General features: G+C 50.8%; 21 protein-coding genes. 1 reads left to right on the top strand and 20 read right to left on the bottom strand.

Going from position 1 to position 21,734, the window contains the following annotated elements; translation table 11 throughout:
- Positions 1-203: 203 nt before the first annotated feature.
- Both KB236_00415 and KB236_00410 read right to left on the bottom strand, forming a co-directional pair.
- Entirely contained in the window at positions 204-1,361 is a 1,158-nt protein-coding gene (locus KB236_00415) for an ROK family transcriptional regulator (GenBank protein ID UIF29270.1), read from the bottom strand.
- 22 nt (positions 1,362-1,383) lie between these two features.
- Positions 1,384-2,787 carry a glycoside-pentoside-hexuronide (GPH):cation symporter gene (locus tag KB236_00410; GenBank protein ID UIF29269.1) on the bottom strand — a complete coding sequence of 468 codons (1,404 nt, stop codon included), beginning with the start codon at positions 2,785-2,787 and terminating at the stop codon, positions 1,384-1,386.
- Positions 2,788-3,292: 505 nt separating this feature from the next.
- On the opposite strand from KB236_00410, the gene yicI reads away from it, so the two are divergent.
- Complete coding sequence (gene yicI, locus KB236_00405; GenBank protein ID UIF29268.1) at positions 3,293-5,581, top strand: alpha-xylosidase; 2,289 nt, start codon at positions 3,293-3,295, stop codon at positions 5,579-5,581.
- Between the two features lie 104 nt (positions 5,582-5,685).
- On the opposite strand, the gene KB236_00400 is transcribed toward yicI, so the two are convergent.
- From KB236_00400 to trpS, 18 genes are all read right to left on the bottom strand, one after another.
- Entirely contained in the window at positions 5,686-5,889 is a 204-nt protein-coding gene (locus KB236_00400; protein UIF29267.1) for a hypothetical protein, read from the bottom strand.
- A gap of 139 nt (positions 5,890-6,028) precedes the next feature.
- Complete coding sequence (locus KB236_00395) at positions 6,029-6,610, bottom strand: uracil-DNA glycosylase family protein (GenBank protein ID UIF30247.1); 582 nt, start codon at positions 6,608-6,610, stop codon at positions 6,029-6,031.
- Positions 6,611-6,623: 13 nt separating this feature from the next.
- On the bottom strand, positions 6,624-6,848 hold the full coding sequence (locus tag KB236_00390) for a hypothetical protein (GenBank protein ID UIF29266.1): 225 nt from the start codon (positions 6,846-6,848) through the stop codon (positions 6,624-6,626).
- A gap of 57 nt (positions 6,849-6,905) precedes the next feature.
- Positions 6,906-7,808, bottom strand: a complete 903-nt coding sequence (locus KB236_00385) for an FRG domain-containing protein (protein UIF29265.1) — start codon at positions 7,806-7,808, stop codon at positions 6,906-6,908.
- Positions 7,801-8,370, bottom strand: coding sequence for an ImmA/IrrE family metallo-endopeptidase (locus tag KB236_00380; GenBank protein ID UIF29264.1), 570 nt, complete (start codon positions 8,368-8,370; stop codon positions 7,801-7,803). The genes KB236_00385 and KB236_00380 overlap by 8 nt, the downstream gene beginning before the upstream one ends.
- A gap of 125 nt (positions 8,371-8,495) precedes the next feature.
- Positions 8,496-9,350 carry a 4-(cytidine 5'-diphospho)-2-C-methyl-D-erythritol kinase gene (gene ispE / locus KB236_00375; GenBank protein UIF29263.1) on the bottom strand — a complete coding sequence of 285 codons (855 nt, stop codon included), beginning with the start codon at positions 9,348-9,350 and terminating at the stop codon, positions 8,496-8,498.
- Between the two features lie 212 nt (positions 9,351-9,562).
- Entirely contained in the window at positions 9,563-9,799 is a 237-nt protein-coding gene (locus KB236_00370; protein ID UIF29262.1) for a Veg family protein, read from the bottom strand.
- Positions 9,800-9,897: 98 nt separating this feature from the next.
- Positions 9,898-10,788, bottom strand: coding sequence for a 16S rRNA (adenine(1518)-N(6)/adenine(1519)-N(6))-dimethyltransferase RsmA (rsmA, locus tag KB236_00365; GenBank protein UIF29261.1), 891 nt, complete (start codon positions 10,786-10,788; stop codon positions 9,898-9,900).
- Positions 10,778-11,350: a ribonuclease M5 gene (gene rnmV, locus KB236_00360; protein UIF29260.1), complete on the bottom strand. Its 573-nt coding sequence runs from the start codon at positions 11,348-11,350 to the stop codon at positions 10,778-10,780. Before rnmV ends, rsmA begins: the two co-directional genes overlap by 11 nt.
- On the bottom strand, positions 11,337-12,116 hold the full coding sequence (locus KB236_00355; GenBank protein UIF29259.1) for a TatD family hydrolase: 780 nt from the start codon (positions 12,114-12,116) through the stop codon (positions 11,337-11,339). The genes rnmV and KB236_00355 overlap by 14 nt, the downstream gene beginning before the upstream one ends.
- 739 nt (positions 12,117-12,855) lie before the next feature.
- A complete protein-coding gene (gene metG / locus KB236_00350; protein ID UIF29258.1) occupies positions 12,856-14,889 on the bottom strand; it encodes a methionine--tRNA ligase in 2,034 nt (677 codons plus the stop codon).
- Between the two features lie 150 nt (positions 14,890-15,039).
- The gene (locus KB236_00345) at positions 15,040-15,888 is read right to left on the bottom strand and encodes a DUF72 domain-containing protein (protein ID UIF29257.1); all 849 of its coding nucleotides are present in this window, start codon (positions 15,886-15,888) and stop codon (positions 15,040-15,042) included.
- An 11-nt stretch (positions 15,889-15,899) separates the two neighbouring features.
- Positions 15,900-16,226: a hypothetical protein gene (locus tag KB236_00340; GenBank protein ID UIF29256.1), complete on the bottom strand. Its 327-nt coding sequence runs from the start codon at positions 16,224-16,226 to the stop codon at positions 15,900-15,902.
- Positions 16,227-16,236: 10 nt separating this feature from the next.
- Positions 16,237-16,935: an NAD-dependent protein deacylase gene (locus KB236_00335; GenBank protein ID UIF29255.1), complete on the bottom strand. Its 699-nt coding sequence runs from the start codon at positions 16,933-16,935 to the stop codon at positions 16,237-16,239.
- Positions 16,936-17,498: 563 nt separating this feature from the next.
- Positions 17,499-18,464 (bottom strand): IpaB/EvcA family protein, encoded by a 966-nt coding sequence (locus KB236_00330; GenBank protein UIF30246.1) that lies wholly within the window; start codon positions 18,462-18,464, stop codon positions 17,499-17,501.
- 16 nt (positions 18,465-18,480) lie between these two features.
- Complete coding sequence (locus KB236_00325; protein ID UIF29254.1) at positions 18,481-19,746, bottom strand: hydroxymethylglutaryl-CoA reductase, degradative; 1,266 nt, start codon at positions 19,744-19,746, stop codon at positions 18,481-18,483.
- Between the two features lie 12 nt (positions 19,747-19,758).
- Positions 19,759-20,679: a Ppx/GppA family phosphatase gene (locus KB236_00320; protein UIF29253.1), complete on the bottom strand. Its 921-nt coding sequence runs from the start codon at positions 20,677-20,679 to the stop codon at positions 19,759-19,761.
- Positions 20,680-20,699: 20 nt separating this feature from the next.
- A complete protein-coding gene (trpS, locus tag KB236_00315) occupies positions 20,700-21,719 on the bottom strand; it encodes a tryptophan--tRNA ligase (protein ID UIF29252.1) in 1,020 nt (339 codons plus the stop codon).
- Positions 21,720-21,734 lie beyond the last annotated feature (15 nt).

The raw sequence follows: 21,734 nt of genomic DNA, 5'->3' as shown, positions 1-21,734 counted from the left end.
CGGTGGGCAGGGCGTGAGACTGGCGGTCTTTGCAAGGACCGGAAGCCTACTCCTTAGCTGCAGGTAATCCCCGCAGCAGGCGAAACCGCTGGTCATCGTAGGCCAATTTCCCCGTCTCTACCGCTAACGCCAAGGTAGCGGTAATGAAAAGGTACGGGCCCGCCCAGCCCATAGTAGCCGTACGTCCCGTACCTTCGTGAAGTCTAATGATGAAAAATCAAACGTGTATTTGGCATATCCAACACCTGATGAATGGCCAGCGATGCACCGCCCAGTAAGGTCGCATCCTTTGCGTCCTTGGACATTACCAGCGGCGGTACCAGCGGCATATAGCTCAGCTTCATCTGGATGTTTTTCAAGATTTCCGGCAATCGTTCAATCAACGGTGAGTTGAAGAAGACCATCTGCGGATCGTAAGCGGCAATCAAGTCGCTGGTCACCATCGCCAGGTAGTAGCAGAAATCCTCCAACAACCCAGCAATAGCCGCATCATCCTGATTCATCGCCGTCACCAGCTCTGATAACGTGTAGTGCTTGACACCCTTAAGCTTGGCTGCCTTGCGCAACACGGCCGCCTCGGACCACTCACTGTCAAAACTGGGGAGATTAGCCAACCGCTGGCGTCGTTCACCCGGCCGCTGAATCGCAATCTGACCGATCTCGCCGGCCCGACCGTAATTGCCACGGTAGAGTTGCTTGTTCACCAGAATTCCGGCACCGATGCCCTCATGGATACTGACGGACACGATGCTCTGAAGCTCTTGCTTACTGAAATCTTGCTCGAAGACGGCAGAGAGGTTGGCCTCATTTTCCAGGATGACTGGCACGTGGTAGTGCTGCTTAAAGTAGCCCACAAGGTCAAAGTCGCCAAAATCGACAAACGGTGACGTGACGATTTCACCCTGATAGACACTACCGAAGATGGCGATCGAGATGGCTTGAAGGCCATTGTCGACTTCAAAGGTCGGCAGCTGCTCGATCATATCCGTCATTTTCGAAATAATCTCATCAACGTTGGGGCAATGCAAGGGACTTTCGCTGTGTTCCAAGGCCCGGCCGTCCAGTTGGGTCACCACCATGCGGAGAACATCTCCGGAAATGCTGAAGTTAATCACGTAGCCGTACGTGGCGTTAAACGCCACCAATTCTGCGCGTCGACCACTGCCTGGCTTGGCAGCGGCCTCCCCCTGACTGGAGACCAGCTTACGTTCGATGAACCGCCCAACAATGTCGGACACCGTCACCTTATTTAAGCCGAGTAACTTGGAAATTTCGTTTCGCGAAATGGGCCCATGGTTCACAATGGCTTGGAGTACCGAACGCTCATTGTGATCGCGCATCACATCCTTATTGATAATCATGCCGTTCACTCACTTTGATTTTTTAGTCGTCATCATCTTCCGCATTTTCACGGGCATGCTTTTCAGCTAAGTCACTTTGCATCTTGCCTTCAATACCATCTACGTGGTAGAACAACAGGGCAATTCCGGAAAGGGCGAAGCCTAACAGTGGCACCCAAATGTAGTTCAATTCAATCCCATGCAGGGCGCCTGCAGTTTGGGTTTGGTTGGCAACGTAACCAGTGGCAGATAAAATCCAACCAGTGATCACACCACCAATACCCATACCTAACTTGGCACTGAAACTGGAGAATGAGGTAACAATCCCTTCGGCACGGACACCGTTCTTCCATTCACCATAGTCAACGGCATCGGCCAACATAACAGCGATCAAACCAGAAACGTAACCAGTTCCTAAGTACCCAACGATCGTCGCGATAATGATCATCGTGACACTCAAGTTGTTCGCACCAAAGCTCAACATCAATTGACCAATAACGGCAAGAATCATCCCAACTAACATGGTGTTCCGCTTACCGATTAACTTGGAGGTCCATGGTGTTAAGACCACGGCAACCAAGGCAACGATTTGTAAACTCAGAACAAATGAAGCTAACGTTGCATCGTGCATGTTGTACTTGAAGAAGTAAACCGTAACTTGTGAACGCGTCTGCATCCCCATCCAGTAGATAAAGTTGATGAAGATGATGATGGCCCATGGCCAGTTACGCTTCAAGGCACGCAGAGAATCTTTGATTGGAATAGACTTCCGGGAGCTCTTGGTTTGAACCCGTTCAGTCGTGTACTTGAAGACAAAGCCGAAGATAATCACAACGATAACCCCAACAATCAAGGCCCAGATGAACCAGCCACGAGCACTCGTCGTTGAACCATGACCGAAGAAGGCAACCATCGTTAAGGTAATCCCAGTAATGATGGTGGCACCGGCAGTTCCCATGAATTGCCGAATCGTAGACAACGTAACCCGTTCTTGAGGATTGCTAGTTAATGATGGCAAGATAGAAGTAATCGGAATATTGACGGCCGAGTAAAGGACATCAACCCCAATATAGGTTATGTACGCCCAAACTAATTTCCACGTTAAGCTCATGCTTGGCGTGGTAAAGACCAGGACACAGAAGACGGCAAATGGAATGGAGAACCATAACCAGTACGGCCGACTCTTCCCCCACTTAGTATGTGTATGGTCAATCATGATTCCCCAGAATGGCCCATCAAAGGCATCCACGATCCGGGCAACCAGGAACAACGTCCCAACAGCTGCGGCACTGAGACCAAAAGTATCAGTGTAGAAAATCATTAAGTACGTCCCGACCATTTGGAAGGACAGGTTGCAGGCGAAATCACTAAAACTATAAGCGATTCGTTCATTCCATGGCACCATGTTCTTCGTGGTAACGGCGACTTTAGGAGCATTTTCACTCATAAGTACCCACCTCTATAAGTTATGAATCGAATAATGAAGATTGAAAGTAATGGCAAAACCGTCGACGTTCAAAGAAATTCAATTTTCAATGCATAGCATACTGTAACCGCTTTCAGTTGTCAATATAATTTTCATTATGCCAAATCATTTACCCCACTGGTGTTTGGCCGGCAAGCCCGATCTGATAAGATTTCAGCGTCAATTATTAAATTTGAGAATTTTATCGTTACCTATTAAGATTATGCCCTTTTAATTAAGTTAGCTGTCGATAACTCACAACTAACGGCTAACTTCTGATAGTGAACGCGCCGGTGAGACACTAGCCAGCTAAAAAATTATTTTTGGAGACCGTTCACCGTATAACGCCCCCAACGTGGCGCCGTGTGGCTCGTTAGGCACGCAAAATTAGCGTAATGTAAGCGTTGACATTTCGGATTTGGCAACGTACACTGGGTTTGTCGATTAAGAAATTCAATTTCCTAAAAAATTCAAGAGGTGTTTATCCATGAAGTTTACGAATGGCTACTGGCTAGACCGACCACAATACCAAATTGAATCACCACGTGAAGTCTTCGACTATAAGAAGACGGATAAAGAATTAACGCTCTACGCACCCTTCAAGTTCATTAACGAACGGGGCGATGAACTTAACCTTGGGATGAGTACGATTAACCTGACTTCTCCCATTGAAGGTGTCATCGGTGTCAAGCTGACCCACTTCGATCAGGACACTAAGGGCCCTTCCTACGAAATCAACAATCAAAACCCTGACGTTGCCATCACCACTGGTGACAAAGAATTAACCTACAAGTCAGGTGACTTGACTGCCCGGATTCCATTTAAGAGTGCTTTCCAACTCGACTTCTTACACGGCGACCACCTGTTAACTCAATCGCTGGACAAGGCCCAAGGGGTCATTCACGACAAGTCAACGAATATTGACTACATGCGTGAACAACTCTCCGTTGGTGTGGAAGACAAGGTTTACGGTTTAGGTGAGCGCTTCGGGAACTTTGTTAAGAACGGCCAAGAAGTTCGCATCGATAACCAAGATGGTGGGACTGCTTCCGAACAATCTTACAAGAACATTCCATTCTACTTAACGGATGCTGGCTACGGGGTCTTCGTTGACCAACCACAACCCGTTGACTTTGAAATCACTTCAGAAAACGTTGACCGGGTTCAATTCAGTACTGAAGGTCAATCTCTTCAATACTACGTGATCTACGGCCCAACACCACAAGAAATCTTGCACCGTTACACTGAATTAACCGGTCAGATGCAATTACCACCAGCATGGTCATTCGGTCTCTGGTTGACGACATCCTTTACCACTGATTACAGTGAAAAGACTGTCTTGAAGTTTATCGATGGGATGAAGGAACACAACATTCCATTGGATGTCTTCCACTTTGACTGCTTCTGGCAAAAGGGCTTCGAATGGTCCAACATGGAATGGGACCGCGACGAATTCCCTGATCCAGAAGGCTTAATCAAGAAGATTCATGACCGGGGCATCAAAGTTTGTGTCTGGTTGAACCCATACATCGCCCAAAAGGGTAAGATGTTTGAAGAAGGCAAGAAGAAGGGCTACTTCGTTAAACGCGAAGATGGCAATATCTGGCAATGGGACCTCTGGCAAGCCGGCAACGCCTTCGTTGACTTCACCAACCCTGAAGCAACCAAGTGGTACAAGAGTAAGTTAAAGGCCCTGCTTGACATGGGTGTTGACTGCTTCAAGACCGACTTTGGTGAACGGATTCCAGTTGACGATGCTGTCTTCTTCGATGGCTCTGATCCTAAGCGCGAACACAACTACTACACCCTGCAATACAACAAGGCCGTCTTCGAGACGATCCAAGAAGTTAAGGGTGAAGATGAAGCGGTTGTCTTTGCACGTTCCGCAACGGTTGGTTCCCAGAAGTACCCATTACACTGGGGTGGTGACGCCTTATCTAACTTCAAGAACATGTCCGATACCTTACATGGTGGGCTGTCCTTCCTGAGTTCTGGATTTGCCTTCTGGAGCCACGATATTGGTGGGTTCGAAGATGGTCCCGATACGCCTACGCCAGATCTGTACAAGCGCTGGACGCAATTTGGCCTGTTATCTTCCCACAGTCGTTACCATGGTAGCAATGTTTACCGGGTACCATGGAACTTCGATGACGAAGCCGTTGATAACACGCGGAAGTTCGTTAACTTGAAGTTGTCCTTAATGCCTTACCTGTACACGCAAGCCGCTCACGATACGGCCTACGGGAACCCCGTAATGCGGCCAATGTGGTTCGAATTCCAAGACGACCTGTCTACCCATACGTTGGATAACCAATACATGTTTGGGAGTCAATTACTGGTTGCCCCAGTCTTCAACCATGAAGGTCACGTCAACCTCTACCTGCCAGCCGGCAAGTGGACCAGCATTATTGACGACAATGAATTCTACGATATCAAAGACGGTAAGTGGCTCAGCTTGAACTACGACGAATTAAGCCTGCCAGTCTTGGCTCGCGACAACACCATTCTTTTGCGGAATCCAAAGGCCGTTCACGCCGATTACGATTTCACCAAAGACTTGGACATTCACCTCTTCGATATGCATGAAGGAACGACCAGCACGACTGTCGTTGACCAAAAGGGTCACGACGCTGGCAAGGTCACGGTTGAACGCCACGGTAATGAACTCAAGGTTAGTGCTACCGGCTTGACTGGTTCCAACACGATCCTAGTTCACGAAAACGGTAAAGTTACGAAGGCTGCCTTATCTGGCGACACTGTAACCATCAACCTGTAATCCTGAATTTCAGTTAAATTTGTTTGAGAATCCTCGTGTCACTAGCGAACTGCGAGTCGCTGGTAGCGCGAGGATTTTTTTGCGTAATTTTTGACTAGCTTCGACTACTCGCAGCCCCCATTTGGGTGCTGCTCTCGCTGGAGACCCGGCTCAGTGGCTAAGTCTTTCGCGCTCGACACGCTAACTGACGACTCCCCATACAACAGTTGAATCAACGCGGCCTGCGTCAGCGGCGTTCCTAGTGCCCCCTGCAGCTCTGCAACCAATTGCGGATTAACTCGGCCCTTTTCAATCTTCACACGCTTCACCTCACCTAGCTATCATGCCGGATTTTATGGGACAATACCAGCCAAACGTCTTACAAATTTATTTGTAAATGAAAGCGCGTCAGATCAACGTTTCCGTGACCTGGCGCGCTATAATTTTCTTGTTAAATTGCGTTAATTTTCATGATTGAATCAACGGCTGAACACGCGCCTGAAGTTCCGGCACGACCTCGGCTGCAAACCATGGATTTCGGTTCATCCAGCCATAGTTTAGCGGTGACGGATGAACCAGGGGAAAGTAAGTCGGCAGGTAGTCGCGATAGTGGGCCACCGTTGCCGTCAGCGTCTTCTCCCGTTGCGGCAGATAGTATTTCTGGGCGTACTGGCCGATCAGCAAGGTCAGCTTAATCTGCGGCATTAAGGCCAAGAGCGGTTCGTGCCATTTATCTGCAAAACCCGGCCGTGGCGGGAGATCCCCACCGTGTGCGTGCTTACCCGGATAATAAAAGTCCAACGGCAAAACGGCCACTTTGCCCGAGTGATAGAACTGTTCCTTGGTCACGCCCATCCAATCTCGTAGCCGGTTTCCGCTCGCATCGTCCCAGAAGGTCATCGACGCCTGGGCTCGCCGACTCGGGGCCTGACTGACTAACAGAATCTCTGCCGTCCGCGCCACGTGATATAGGGGCTGAATCCCCTGTCGCGTGAAGTCTTGGTTCTGAGGATCGGCTTGAATGGCTTGGAAGATTTCATCTGCTTTAATTTGCGTTCGCCTCTTACCGATTTAATTTTTCTCGTGGTTCAATGTTCTTCTGCTGAAGATACGTAATGTACTTATCAAAATCCGGGAAGAGATTCTTCTCTAGATAAAAGTACTCCTTCAGTTTATCACTGATATCCCGACTCAACAGAAAACTCAGCCTAGTCTTCATCAAATCTGGACTCTTTTCACGGAGCTCATCAATATCTTTAATATTACCGGCCAATTGCTTAGTGAGCAAGGTGTCTGTGCCCGCCTTAGACGACTGATTATGACTATTTCGTTGCTCATCAGGATGCTACAAGAGCTGTAAAAGATGTCGAAATTCCTCTTGCTGAGCTTTTAGCAGGTTGTCCACGTCAGCTATTTCAAAAGCAATTCGAATCTTCAACCGAGGAATCAATCGAATTTGGGTTTCCTTGATATCGTTCAAATAATCATAATCAAAGAAGGCGCCCCTTTGCGCTTTAATTCGTTTATTACGATCGTTTTTGACAACCGCCACAAAAACATTTTCCTCAGCATGCTTCTCTTCATCAATGGCGTACATGTCAAATGAATTAACGTGCCAATGGTCAGTAGCCGCATATCCCAAAACCATGAACTGTAAAGCAATAAACGGATTTTTGGTAATATCTAACAAACTCGTTCGCATGCCATAATGCTGTAGCATGGCAAGTTGCTCTGCTCGAGCTTCAGCTTGTTCTTTACTGTATGCAACATAACTCAAAACATCCGGATATTCTTTAGCAATATCACTATAGATGCGATCATAGGTCGCAATAAAACTTTTCTTAGTATTGTTCCGAAACAAGCTTGGTATCAGTGGCCAATCATCAAATTGACCCCGAAAGTAATTAAAATAACCCTGACTTCGGTCATTTACTAACTTCTGAATTAGTTCCTTATACAAATAAAAGATATTCCAATTCTGAATATCTCCAGTTCTTAACATTTCATTGATCTCAGCAACAACAGTTCTCACTTGAGAAAATTGTTTATCTGATGCTGAATTTTCAAATTCCAGTCTCTCAATGTGATAATGACTAAAGTCACCATATTGCGCTAAATTAAATAGCTCAATATGAGTCGCATCTTCCTGTTTCAGCTGCGGCTTTACCACTATTTTAATTTTGGCTTCTGAAAATAATTTCACCGTTGCTAGCCGCTTCTGGACTTCACTATAAATTTCTTCAGTCATTTTTCTCCACAAATAATCTGACATTCTGGAAGCGGTAAGTCATGGACTCCTCAGATACGGCTAATTCATCAGCCACATCTTTGGTGATCTTGGCGACCTGCTGTGGCGTCAAGCCCATATCATCTAAACCCAACTGGTTAATATCTCGCTTAACCAGTCTTATCAATAGCGCTCTGGGCATTAAGAGTGTAGCAGCAAAGTTATTTGCCGCCATCTCATTGCTCTTCTCTAAAACACTTTGATAAGCACCTAAATCACTTGAACGAAGCGAAATACCATGATGGCCTAGGACATCGTGGCCAATCTCATGCGCAATTGTAAAGCGAATCCGTGTCTGCGGATGATTTCGATTAATCTTGATGGTATTCGTCCCTTCATCAAAATTTCCGGAAAACTCATCGTCAAATTGCGCATAGTCAATCTTAAGACCAAGTATTTTGGCAATCTGATCCAAGTCAACATAGGGCGTGGCTGAAAGGAGTGACAATTCACCAAACTGACTGGCATAATCACCAAATTGCGCGATAAAAGCTGATGAATAAATCTCTTTAAATTTCGTCATATTCCAGTCGCTCCTTTCCTGTGAGCTTAAATATAGCATAGCTGAACGAAAACGCCTAAATAAAATACCCCACACTAAAACGACAGCAATCTAATCATCAAATAAACTGCTGTCCTACTGATTCTTTAAGGCAGTGGCCGCACCAAATACACCTCACGACAGAACCCCTTCATCCCGTTAAATACCCGCTGCGCCCGCGATTGTTTGCTACACAGGCCGAACACGGTCGGTCCAGTTCCACTCATCTGTGCGGCATCGGCGCCAAACTTCATCAGCTGTTGTTTTAACTGCGTGATTTCCGGGTAACGGTGCGCGGTCAAGGGCTCCAGCACGTTCCCCATCACGGTACACATTTCTTCAATATCCTGGTCGCGGACGGCCCGCAACAATGCATCGATATCCGGATGATCCAAGTCATCGTAGCGAATCTGCTGAAGAATGCTGGGCGTGGAAACGCTGACCTTGGGTTTGGCCAGCACCACCCAAGCCGCTGGGAGCTTTGACAGCGGCGTGATACGTTCGCCACGACCACGGACGTGCGCCGTCCGGCCATACACACAGTATGGGACGTCCGAATCAATCTGGAGGCCCAGCTCGGCCAACTCTTGCCAGCTCAGGCCCAATTGCCACAGTTGATTCAGTCCCCGCAAGACCGCGGCGGCATCGGACGACCCCCCACCGAGGCCGGCTGCCACCGGAATATTCTTTTTAATCCGAATGTTCACGCCCTCACCCACGTTGAATTTCGTTTGGAGTAAATGGGCCGCCTGATAGGCCAGATTACGCTGATCGTTCGGTAAAAAGCCGCTGTCCGAGGCTACCCGAATGCGTTTATGCTTGGTTAATGTTTGAATTTCGACATAGTCCGCCAAGTCCACGGACGTCATGACCATGTTCCACTCCTCCGCGCCATCCTGGTGGTGGTACGGCGTGTCGAGCCCGAGGTTTATCTTGGCAGGCGCCTTTTCAATCAGTTGCATGAGCTCACCTTAATTCCAGATAGGCCACCGCCTACCGTTCTCGTGAATCTGATTAAGCCTATTATACTATGGTTGCGGCTAAAATAAAAAGGGTTCTCCAAACACGTGCTAAATCAAATGCTAGCAGCGATCAGGAATCCTTAAAATGACTTATATTTCAGTTCCCTCACCCATTTTTGGGCAAAATAAAAAGGCCTAACTGGCCCAATTATTTATTCATCAAAGTCAACTTCGATGTTTTTCGTTAAAATGTCGGTATAGCTGTATGAAACCCGTTCAAACGAATTCTCGTCCTGGTCTAAATCTACCACGAAAACAGCTGGATAGGTTTCCCGAAGAATTCCATGCCGCTCTGTCGTCTTCTTACGCCCGGCCTGTGCGATCACCATTAACTTTTCGCCAATGCGATCGTCCAGTTTATTCTTAATGTTCGCTAAACTTGTTGGCATGCACTTCACCTCTGTGAAACATGATACCATGGTTTCACAAAAAACGCAAATTATACCACAACGACCCGCAATCCGCAAGAATCCGCAATTGAAAAGGGTTACATAAGCCCTTCATTGTGAAAAGCGTTGGTTAATTCGATAAAATTTATTAGGGTTAAGCGCTCTGGGCGTAGTTGTCGCGAGATTTCAACGTCATCTAAGACCGTTTCAATCCGTTCACGGACTTCCGGCTGCTTCCCAAACATCCCCTGAAGATTGTTCCACAACGTCTTCCGGCGATGGGTGAAGCAACCCTTAACGAACTTGAAGAGGGCTTGGTCTTCGTACGGTTTAACCGGCAATGGCTCGCGCGGTGTCAATCGAATAATGGCGGAGTCCACGTTGGGTTGCGGAATAAAGGCCGTGCGCGGCACCTCGAAGGCCACCTCCACGTGCGCCCGGTACTGCATGACTACGGACAACGATCCGTAGGCCTTAGAACCCGGTTCGGCCACCAAACGATCGGCCACTTCATTTTGCATCATGACCACAATCTTGTCGAAGCTCACGCCACTCTGCAGGACCCCCATCAGGATTGGCGTGGTGATGTAATACGGCAGGTTGGCCACAATCTTGACGGGATGGCCCGCGTCAAACTCGTCCTTGATGACGGCCGGCAAATTAGCCTTCAGGATATCCTGATTAATGACCTTGACGTTGTCGTAATCCATCAGGGTTTCTTCCAACACCGGCAACAGGTTTTCGTCGATTTCGAAGGCCACGACCTTACGTGCGCGCTTGGCAATCTGTTCCGTCAAGGCCCCAATCCCGGGTCCAATCTCGATGACATTATCGTTGGCCGTCACGTCGGCCGCGGCCACAATATTTCTGAGAATATTGAGGTCCGACAGAAAATTCTGGCCCAGGCTCTTCTTCGCCACTAACTTGTAGCGGGTCAAGATGGCCTTGGTCCGCGCTGGTGATCCAATTTCAGGTACGCTATTCTTCATGGGAATCCTCCTTTTGCCGAATCTGTTTGACGGCCGCTGCAAAATCTGCCGGCTGAATGCTAAACATTCGTAGCCGCTTCTCCAATTGCTTACCATTCACGTAACCAATCTGGAGAATCTCGCCGAGCTGTTCACGTCGGGCCTTGGCGCCCGCGCCACCGATCAACCCCGCCGCCATGAGGTCCTCGTGGGTAATCAGGGTTGGTGCCGCCGTCGTTTCCGTATAGACGTGATCCAGAGCGGCCCGAATCGCCGCCGGACTGGCGTGTTCCACGCCCAGCGACCCACCGGCCTTATCCGGACGTCCCTCCGCCTTAGGCAAAAAGGCGTGCTTGGCGTTTGGCACAGCCTCGGCCACAATCTTCCGAATCTTCTCGCCGGAAAAGTCCGGGTCGGTGAAAATAATCACGCCGCGCTGATCGGCTAATTTCTCAATCAACGCGAGGGTATCCTCATCGATCGCGGACCCCCGCGTTTCAATTGTGTCGGCGTTGACCGCCCGGTTGATGGATTTGGTATCGTCTTTGCCCTCCACCACGAGGACTTCTTTAATCTTCTTCATGGATGTGATAAAACTCCTCTGTGTTGTGGTAAGTTGCCGCCGCAATCTCTTCCGGCGTGGTGTCGCGTTCCTTGGCAATGGCCTCGACCGTGTAGCGGGTAAAGCCCGGTTCGTTCTGTTCGCCACGGTGCGGTTCCGGCGTCAAATACGGCGCATCGGTCTCAACCATCATGACGTCCAACGGCGTGGCGCGGACGGAATCGTGGACCTCGTGGGCATTCTTGAAGCTGGCCACTCCGGAATAAGAGATGTGCATGCCAAGATCCAAAAACTTCTTGAGCCATTCGGGATCGCCATTAAAGCTGTGCATAACGCCACCAATCTGGTCGATGCCGCCTTCTTTTAAAATTCGATAGGTATCCTCGAAGGCGTCGCGGTTGTGAATGGCCACTGGCTTGCCGACTTCCTTGGCAATCGCAACCTGACGGGCAAACACCTTGCGTTGGACATCCTGAGGCGAACTGTCCCAGTGATAGTCCAAACCAATCTCACCTAATGCCACTACACGGTCATCGGCTAGCTGTTCCTCCAAGAGCTTTTCAGCCGCCGCATCGTAGTTCTTGGAATCTTCTGGATGCCATCCCACCGCCGCATAGAGCTGAGGATACTGATGCGCCAGCTTGATGGCGTCGGCGTTCAACTGTGTGTTGGAGCCGATGTTGACCATCTTGACGACATCTAAGTCCGCGGCTTGTTTGAGGTAGCGCGGGACCTCTTGAATAAATTCTTCGCTGTTTAAATGGGTGTGTGAATCAAAAATTTTCATCACGAACCTCCTTTATTTCTGTAAAACTTTTTTCATATGGCGCCTTGCCGGGAAGTAGAAATCGGCTGGAACGTTGGGGGTAGACGCCTGGAGCCAAAGTACGGTCTCCAGACTTGCCCTTGAACCTCAAAGACCGAGTTTTAAGGCCACCAATTCTCTAAGTGGACTTAGCCACTTAGAGAATTCCCCCGACTGAGCCGATTTCTGCTTCCCTCACGGCTCACATCGATGCAATCTCCCAGTCTAAAAGTTAATGAACAACTTGTGTTATCCACATTTCCACGAAATGACTGGACCTAGGCTTCAAAAGTTATCCACCTGTGAATAACTTTCGTGTGCTCGCGTTATCAACAGCTAACGTCGCGGTTATCCCCAAATTAGCCGTTAATTATCAACAAATCCACCGTCTACCGTCATTATCGCAGACCTGATGAACAATTTCATCCACAATTCGGTAAATTATCAACTGACTTATGCACTTAGACACTATTCGTAGCGACCCAACTCGCATTTACTCACCGGTGGATAAGTGTTTAAGTGGATAACACTGGCAGTTGCAGCACGCGTATAGGCCCAGATTGTGGACAAGATAACGTTTATATCGTTGGACCTTGCCGATGTCGCCGTGAGTGCGTCAAATTGGGTGAATGGCAAAGTGGAAACGATAGCCAAAACGTCAGAAGTTAAGAAAACGTGGGTTGGCGTCTCATCGACCCGCCGCCCACGTTTCCGCTAACGCTTATTCAACTGAAGAGCCATTGACCAGTTCACTCGGAACCGTGATCAATTGGACCTTGCCATCGTGCTCTGCAGACAGCAACATCCCTTGGCTGACCTGACCACGCATCTTCCGCGGCTTCAAGTTCGCCACGATGACGACCTTTTTACCCACGAGGGCTTGTGGTTCTGGATACCATTGGGCAATCCCCGAGAGGATCTGCCGGTTTCCTTGATCGCCGGCGTCGAGCTGGAACTTCAGGAGCTTGTCGGCCCCTTCCACGTGATCGACGGCCTTGACTTCGGCAACCCGTAGTTCAATCTTTTCAAATTTATCAAACCGAATCTCTGGCTTGTTTAACGTCAGTTCGGTGGCGTCTTCCTGGGCAGCCGCCTGTTGGGCTTCCGCCTTGGCAGCCATTGCGGCCCGGCCCTTGGTCTTCTCCGACTTGGTCATCTGACCTTGAATGAAATCGACTTCTTCCTTCACATCAATCCGAGGGAAGATTGGCGTTCCTTTGGCCACGACCTGTTCGCCGGCTGGTAAATCAGCCAACTTCAAGTCCACCATGTCTAAGGTAGCTGGGTCCAAGCCCAATTGTGCGAAGATTTCCTTTGGGGCGTGGGTCATGATTGGACTGATTAAGGTCGCAATGACCCGGAGACTAGCGGCCAAATGCGCCATGACGGCAGCTAACTCGGTAGCCTTACTGTCATCCTTCGCCAATTGCCACGGTTCCGTCTCGTCGATGTACTTGTTGGTCCGGGAGACTAACTTCCAGATTTCAGCTAAGGCATCGGCAAAGTGCATCTGATCCATCAAGTCACGGTAGTTGGCAATCACCGTTTCAGAGGTGGCTTCGAGATCCGCGTCAAATGCGGTCACGCCCGCCTTGAATTCAGGCAGCTTGCCGTCCTCGTACTTGTTGATCATGGCCACGGTCCGGTTCAACAGGTTCCCTAGGTCATTGGCCAGGTCATAGTTCAGACGATCGACGAAGTCTTCGGGCGTAAACGTCCCGTCATTGCCATAAGGCATTGCGCGCATCAGGTAGTACCGTAGCGCATCGAGGCCGTAACGATCGACCAAGGTTTCGGGATAGATTACGTTCCCCTTGGACTTGGACATCTTGCCGTCCTTCATCAGTAACCAGCCGTGCGCAAACAATTCATCCGGCGCTTCGAGGCCCAGCGCGTGTAACACGATTGGCCAGTAAATGGAGTGGAAACGAACAATTTCCTTCCCCACCATTTGAACGTTAGCTGGCCAGAACTTGTTGAACAAGCTTTCATCGTCACTGGTGTAGCCCAGAGCCGTGATATAGTTCAACAGCGCATCAATCCACACGTAAACCACGTGCTTGGGATTGCTCTTGACCGGCACGCCCCACGTGAATGTGGTCCGCGAAACGGCCAGGTCTTCCAAGCCCGGCTTGATGAAGTTATTAATCATTTCGGTCATCCGAGACTCTGGTTGGATAAAGTGCGGGTGACTGTGGTAGAAGTCCAACAGCCAGTCGGCATACTTACTCATCTTGAAGAAGTATGACTGTTCCTTAACCAAGGACACTTCATGACCGGATGGGGCCTTCCCCCCGATCACCTTACCGTTGTCGTCATGGTAGACTTCGGCCAACTGCGTTTCGGTGAAGTATTCCTCGTCGTCTTCGGAGTACCAACCTTCGTATTCACCCAAGTAGATGTCACCCTGCTTTAACAGGCGTTCAAAGACTTCCTGAACGGCCGCCACGTGTTCCTTGTCGGTCGTCCGGATGAACTTGTCGTTGGAGATTTCCAGCGTCTTCCAGAGTTGCTTGATGCCGTCAGCCATGCCATCCACGTATTCTTGTGGTGATTGTCCCTGTGACTTGGCCTTGTCCTCAATCTTGAGGCCGTGTTCATCGGTCCCGGTTAGGAAAAAGACGTCGTATCCGTTGCGCCGCTTGTACCGAGCCACTACGTCACACGCAATCGTGGTGTAAGAATTACCGATATGTAACCGCCCAGATGGGTAGTAGATCGGCGTGGTAATGTAAAAAGTTGGTTTGTCTGCCATAAAATAAAAGCCTTCCCTCGCTCTAAATTGATCCATTATTTTCAGGTTAATTTTCAGTTTAAATTCTAATCCAGTATAGCATAAACCCCGGTTGAGCCATAGCGGTTCCCGGGGATTTTCATGCCAGCCGATTGTAAATTTTGTCGGTCGCTAAAACAGGTCAAGTTGTTGTGGGGCCAGATTGTCCCAGTGCAAGCCTAAAATGGCCTGAAGCCGCAACGCATTAGGCGCCGCGTCCTTACCGGAATTGTTATTAAAGATGACGCACACATCTTTGGCCTGCGCGGCGAGCCGCCGAACCAGGGCCGCAATGGCTTGGAGTTCGTCCTCACTGTATTTATACAGCGTTCGCGTCTTTCGCCAATTCGCTCCTTGGTTAAACCAGCCCTCAGTATTGCGCCCGTGTAGCCGGACCACCGCCAACTCCGGCGTGGTCACCGTCTCGACCAGCGGAATACCATTGTTGAGGTTATGTGGTTCATCGGTCGTCACGTTGGTCAACTGCAATGAGTTGAGGTAGGCCATGACATCGGCCGTCATCCCCGCGTCGTCGAACCAGCTGGGACTGCGAAATTCCACGGCGACCGGCAACTGCCCCATTTGAACGCGGACGTCCCGCAGGTATTGGATGTTAGCGGTCGTCCGATTGAAGTACGGCGGAAATTGAAACAGTACGGTGCGCAGCTGATGGTGGTCGACTAGCGGGGCTACGGCGACCTTGAACTGGTCAAAGGCCGTCACCCGTTCCGTAGTGGTCGCTGGTTCCTGTCGCTGATCGTGTTGGGTCATCACCTGATTGGCCTTCAAGATATACTGGAATCCTTCCGGAACCGCCGCCTGCCAATTGGCCACGGTACTCTGCCGCGGAATCCCGTAGAACGGCGTATCCAGCTCAACCAGCGGTAGACTTCCGGCGTACTCGTTGAGTGTCACCGGCCGGTTCTCACCGCCGATTAACGCCGGATGCTCCTTCCAGGTTGTCAGCCCAATCGTAATCATGCTGTCACTCCCTACTTCAAATTCTCAAACCGTTTGATTAAACTCACTTCTGGTGCCGTCAATTGACCGGTCAGCTGACTGATCAGCCGTTTACCGGCGACGCGATCGTTGTAGCGAATCCCTGTCACGCAGATATCAATCAAAGCAAACATGACCGTCACCAAGATGGCCTCGCGTCGATTAAAGGTCGCATTAAAGAGTGTCACCAGCTGACCACTAAACGCCAGTTGAATGATGCTGTAGACCAACAGCGTGTCCGGTAGGAGCTGAAGCACGTTCAGCCAACGTAACCGGCGCACGACTTTTCTTAATTGCGCAATGACTTCTTGATGATTCATCGTTTCACCCTCAGACCCGCAGTGCGGTGAAGAACTCAGTGGCATCCGCCTGGACCATGTCATAATCGAAGCCCAGATTTAATTTTTCCTGATTGACCACGACGACCTTAGCCTGCTGGTTACGATAGTCGAGGAGCCCGGCAAACGGGTAGACCCGCATGGACGTCCCCACAATCACGACTAAATCAGCCTGATTCATCGCCGCGACCGCGCGTTGGACGTTCGTGGTGTTGAGGCCCTCATCGTAAAGGACAACATCCGGCCGCAACCAACCGCCATCGGCTTCGTGGTACGGGGATTTAAGATAGTCGTGCCAGTCGGCCTTAGCACCGCAGACCTGGCAGTAGACGTTGTAGAGGTTCCCGTGAAATTCAACCAGGTGCCGGGTGTCGGCTACGTTGTACAAATTATCGATATTTTGAGTAATGACCGTTGCTCGGTCCTCCCGCGTCAACGCGGCCTGCTTCTCGTGAATGACGTTGGGTTGGGCATCCGGATAGTACAGGTTTTGCTTCACGTAGTCGTAGAAGACTTCCGGTTCCTGAACTAAACAGCTGTGACTCAAGTAGTATTCGGCATTCCGATGGCCCGTATACAGCCCATTCTTCGACCGATAGTCCGGAATACCGGAGGGCGTTGAAACCCCTGCTCCGGTTAAGAATACAATGTGTTTCGCTTGATCAAAAGTCGCTTGTAAGCGCGCTTCCATCCCCATCATCCTTTCTTAAAGCTTCTAACCACAAAATTGACCGCCTCATCGCCTGCGCCTGCCAGAAGTTCCGCCTGCTGTGGGGGACACCTCCAGCCACAGAGCGGGCTTCCGGTTCGCTTGAGAGCCTCACCAAACCCGTGAGTCTCTCAAGTCGCCCCATGCAGTAACCTGGCCAAGAACGCCAGCTAACTGCATCGACACAGCTGGCTCCACTCCTGGCGATCTCCGGCATAGTGGTGGCTTTCACGGTAGGGCGCCGATTGACACGACATTCACCTGTCGGATAATCCGCGCCACACGCTGAAACCAATCGTTGCCGATTGGCGCTTACCGTAGCCGTGAATGAAGCAAAATCTAGGCTCAGCCGGGGCATTTACCAGCGGTCTTGGCTGGTAAATGGGTGACTTTGAGACGGTGATTTTCCGGCTCAAAGCAAGGTTCCGAGACCGCTCTTTGGCTCGGACCGGCCTTCCCCAGCGTTCCAGCCTAGATTTTGCGAACGGTAAGGCGGACTCCTACACAATGTTGCCTGTCAGCAACATTGTCAGCGTTGGCTACGATTACCGCAGAATGTAAGGCATCTTGAGTTGGTCGAAGAGTTCCTTCACCGTGAGATCGTAAATCTTGGTGAAGTAGTCCGGCGTATCATCCTTAGGTGCCGGTGACGGCAACACGAAGGCATTCTGTTCATCAGAACGGTTAAATCCGACGTAAGCCCGCCGTTGCGTGGTCTTCTCGTGCATATCGGAATGGTACAGTTCAAAGATCTGCTTGACCTTCAAGCCCAGTTGCCGCTTCGACAGCACGCTGGTTAACGTGGTGAACTCGGTGTTGTGAAGACCCGGTAAGTTCCAGGCTTCCAGCTGCTCGTCAAAGGCCTTGAACAACTTCACCACGTTGCGGCGCAAGGTAAACGGTGAGTCCACGGGCTTAGCCGTAATCACCGCGTAAAGCTTCTTCGCCGCTGCCAGACTAATCGGATAGTCGCGTTCAAAGTCGGCCATGACCTTGGCGTCGTCCAGTCCGAAGAAGACCAGCGCGTCCAGTAACGTCAGTGTCCGCAACGTCATCTCATCATCAACGGGATCCGGTTCCGGCTTTATCGTTGCCTTGACCCCGGCGAGGTACAAATCTTTAATTTCCGGCGTAATCAGGCCGTGTTTCTGCTGTTCGCTCACCACGACGAAGTGGCTGACGATATCGTAGAGTTCGGTTCCCATAATCATGAGTTGTTCGTCTAATTTGGGTTGGCCCGTGGTCAGTGAGAAAAAGACCTGTGGGAAACCGGATAGAATCATCAGTAAGTGTAAGAGTTCATGTGAAGCCGTATAGTTGGGGGCTGTCAGATCGGCGACTTGAATCGCAATGTTCTTGCCCATCTGCATCTGTTGGGCTTGATCATGCCGCACGTAGCCCGCCTGCAATTCACCAATGAATTGCACCTCGACTTTACCGGGATAAATGGCGTTAACCTGGTTTAGGAGTCCCTGGACCGCCTCGTTAAGTTGCACGTCTTTTGCTTTCAACATATTCGTTTGTCACCTATTTCTTTAAATTTGCTTCACGCACGGCTATCAGAGCCGCTTTGGCCTGGGCCGTCGTTGGTTGCGTCTCGCCTCTGAGGCGGCCGACCACCGCCGGAACCTCGCCCGGCGTGGCCCCGACAGACAGGGCGAGTGATTTGAGTTGTAATTGCATATGGCCGTGTTGAATACCGTCCGTCACTAGCGCGCGCAAGGCCGCCAGATTCTGGGCCAAGCCCACGGCGACGGTCACGCCCATTAGGGTCCGCGCGGAGGTAATCTGAGCAATCTGTTGGTTAATCACGACGAGCGGAAAGACCCGTGTCGCCCCGCCAACGTAGCCCAAGGCTAGTGGCAATGTTAACTCCCCATGAAGGAGGGTGTCATCCGTTAGCCACCAGCGACTGAGGCTCTGATAGCTTCCATTTCGACTCGCGTAAGCGTGGACGCCGCTCTCTACGGCCCGCCAATCGTTGCCCATGGCCAGTACCACGGCATCCACGCCATTCATGATGCCCTTGTTGTGGGTCACCGCGCGGTAGGGGTCGTGTTGGGCAAAATCACTGGCATCGCAGACACGCTGCGCTACTGTCAGACCATCGATGGTCTTTGTGGCGAGCTGATCCACGGGCACCGTGACTTTCGCGGTCGCCAGGCTATGCGTCGCGGCGTTACTCAAGATACTCATCAAGACATTGACCGTCAGATGTTCTTTCAGGTAGTTGGCGACCGCCTCACAAATCGTGTTGACCAGATTGGCCCCCATGGCTTCGCCGACGTCGACAAATAAGTCCAACGACATCCAGTACGGGGGAATACAGCGAATCCGTAGTGAGCGGACGCCGCCTCCGTGACCCAGTAACGACGGATGAACCGCATTGGCCACCCGCAATAACTCGTCTTGATGCGCCGTGAGCCACGCCTTGACGCCGGTGCGATCGGCCACGTGGCTCAACACAATCTGTCCCATGACTTCGCGGCGCTCAACCGAGGTCGTGATGCCTTGGTGACTGGTCAACAGTCGCCCACCATTACTGGCGGCGGCAATCACGGACGGTTCTTCGGTCACCATGGGCACCATCACGGCCTGACCGTTTATCCGGAGATTGACGGCCACACCCTCAGGTAGACCGTAAGTCGTCAGGTAATTTTCGATCAGATCGGCGTCGCCCGCGCGGCGTCTGGCCGCAATCTGGGCCAGTTGCTGAACCGTCAGATGACGCTGTTGCGCCACCAAGTCGCGCCGGGCCTCATAAGGTAGCCGGTAAAATGGTGTTTGGGCCATTAGACATTCCTCCTAGCGTTGACTGAGATATTCGGAAATAATGCCTTCACGAACGCCACTCTCGGAGAAAACCACCCGATCGGCGTCCAACATCTGTAAAAGTGTCACCAATGGCAACATCCCACCAATAATAATATCGGCACGGTCTAATTCCAGACCAGAGATTCGTTTACGTTCGGCCAACGGCACCCGCAACAGGCGCTCGAAGGTCTTCATGACTTGTTCCGTGGTCAACCGGTAACCGTGGATATTTTCCACGTGTAAGATTTTCTGTTGCTGGCGATTCATGCGGGCCAGGGTCCGGTTCGCCCCACCCAACAAGACCAGCGGCAGGTGCTTAGCGTCATTCAGCCACCAAATATCGCGGAGCCGCTCGCGCAAGAAGACCTGCGCGGAGAAGAGGTCGACCGCCCGAACGCGATCGTCCAATCTGAACTGTTCGGACAGGTTCACGGCGCCAAACGGCACGCTAATCAGGTTGGCATCGCGGCCATCCTTGACGTGAACCAGTTCACAGCTCGCCCCACCGGTATCTAGCAGGAGACAATCCTTGACCTTCAGCCGATTCACGGCCCCTAGGTAGTCGTAATAGGCTTCCTGATCGCCGGAAAGGACTTCCAGGTTAATGTCGGTCGCCGTCGCCACACGCTTCAAGAATTCGTCGCGGTTGCGGGCCTGCCGCACCGCCGCCGTGGCAATCCCGCGAACCACTAGATTCGGGAGTTGCTCATAGTACGGACGAAATGACTTGAGCGCGCTGATGGTGCGATCCATGGCCTTCGGTTGGAGAATCTTCTCGGGACCCATGCCCTCCGACAGACGGCTGTCGACCTTGACGCGATTGACTTCGCGGTAAGTGCCGTCGTCATGGAGTTCGTTGACGGCCATGCGGACCGAGTTCGATCCGAGATCAACAATGGCTAAGTTTTGCATAGATTCTCCCCCGTTTCAGTCTAACCGAAGTAGTCGATACCGATAGCGTGGCGGACTTCACGTAACGTTTGAGCCGCCACTTGATTGGCTTTTTCGCTACCCTGCTTCAAGATATCGTAGACGGCATCTTCGTTGGCAGCGTATTGTTCGCGGCGTTCACGGATTGGTTGTAGCTTGGCTTGCAGGACGTCGTTTAAATACCGCTTAATTTTAACATCACCGAGCCCACCGTGCTGGTATTGTGCTTTCAAATCGGCAACTTTTGCCGTATCGTCCGCAAAGATATCCAAGTAAGTGAAGACCGTGTTGCCTTCAACGTGGCCGGGATCTTCGATGTGGATGTGTTCGGGGTCGGTGTACATCGACATGACTTTCTTCTGAATGGCATCGGCGCTGTCGCCCAAGTAGATGGCGTTGTCCAGAGACTTACTCATCTTGGCATTGCCGTCGAGACCCGGAATCCGGCCCTGACCCTTAGGTGGGAAGTAGCCTTCTGGTTCCACCAGAATTTCTTGTTGATAGATGCTGTTGAAGCTCCGCACAATCTCACGGGTTTGTTCCAGCATCGGTTCTTGGTCTTCTCCAACGGGGACTGTGTCGGCCTTGAACGCCGTAATGTCGGCTGCTTGACTAACTGGGTAAATGAAGAAGCCAGCGGGAACACTTTCGCCAAACGCCTTTTGCTTGATTTCAGTCTTAACGGTCGGGTTCCGATTCAGCCGTGAAACGCTGACCAGGTTCAGGTAGGCCATAGTCAATTCGTTTAGGGCCGGAATCTGGGATTGGACCAGAATCGTCGACTTAGCGGGATCGATGCCCACGGCCAGATAGTCCAAGGCCACTTGTAACAGACTGTGGCGAATCTTTTCGGGATCGCGGGCATTGTCGGTCAACGCCTGCATGTCGGCGATCATAATGTAAGTGTCGTAATCTCCGGTATTTTGCAGGGCGACCCGGTTCTTCAGGGACCCCACGTAATGTCCGATATGCAATTTACCAGTTGGTCGGTCACCTGTTAATATAACGTGCTTTTTAGTCATCAATGTTCTTCCTTT

Origin of the sequence: Levilactobacillus brevis (assembly GCA_021383565.1) — a bacterium.
Lineage (GTDB): Bacteria > Bacillota > Bacilli > Lactobacillales > Lactobacillaceae > Levilactobacillus > Levilactobacillus brevis_B.
This window is presented reverse-complemented; position numbering and strand designations above follow the sequence as displayed.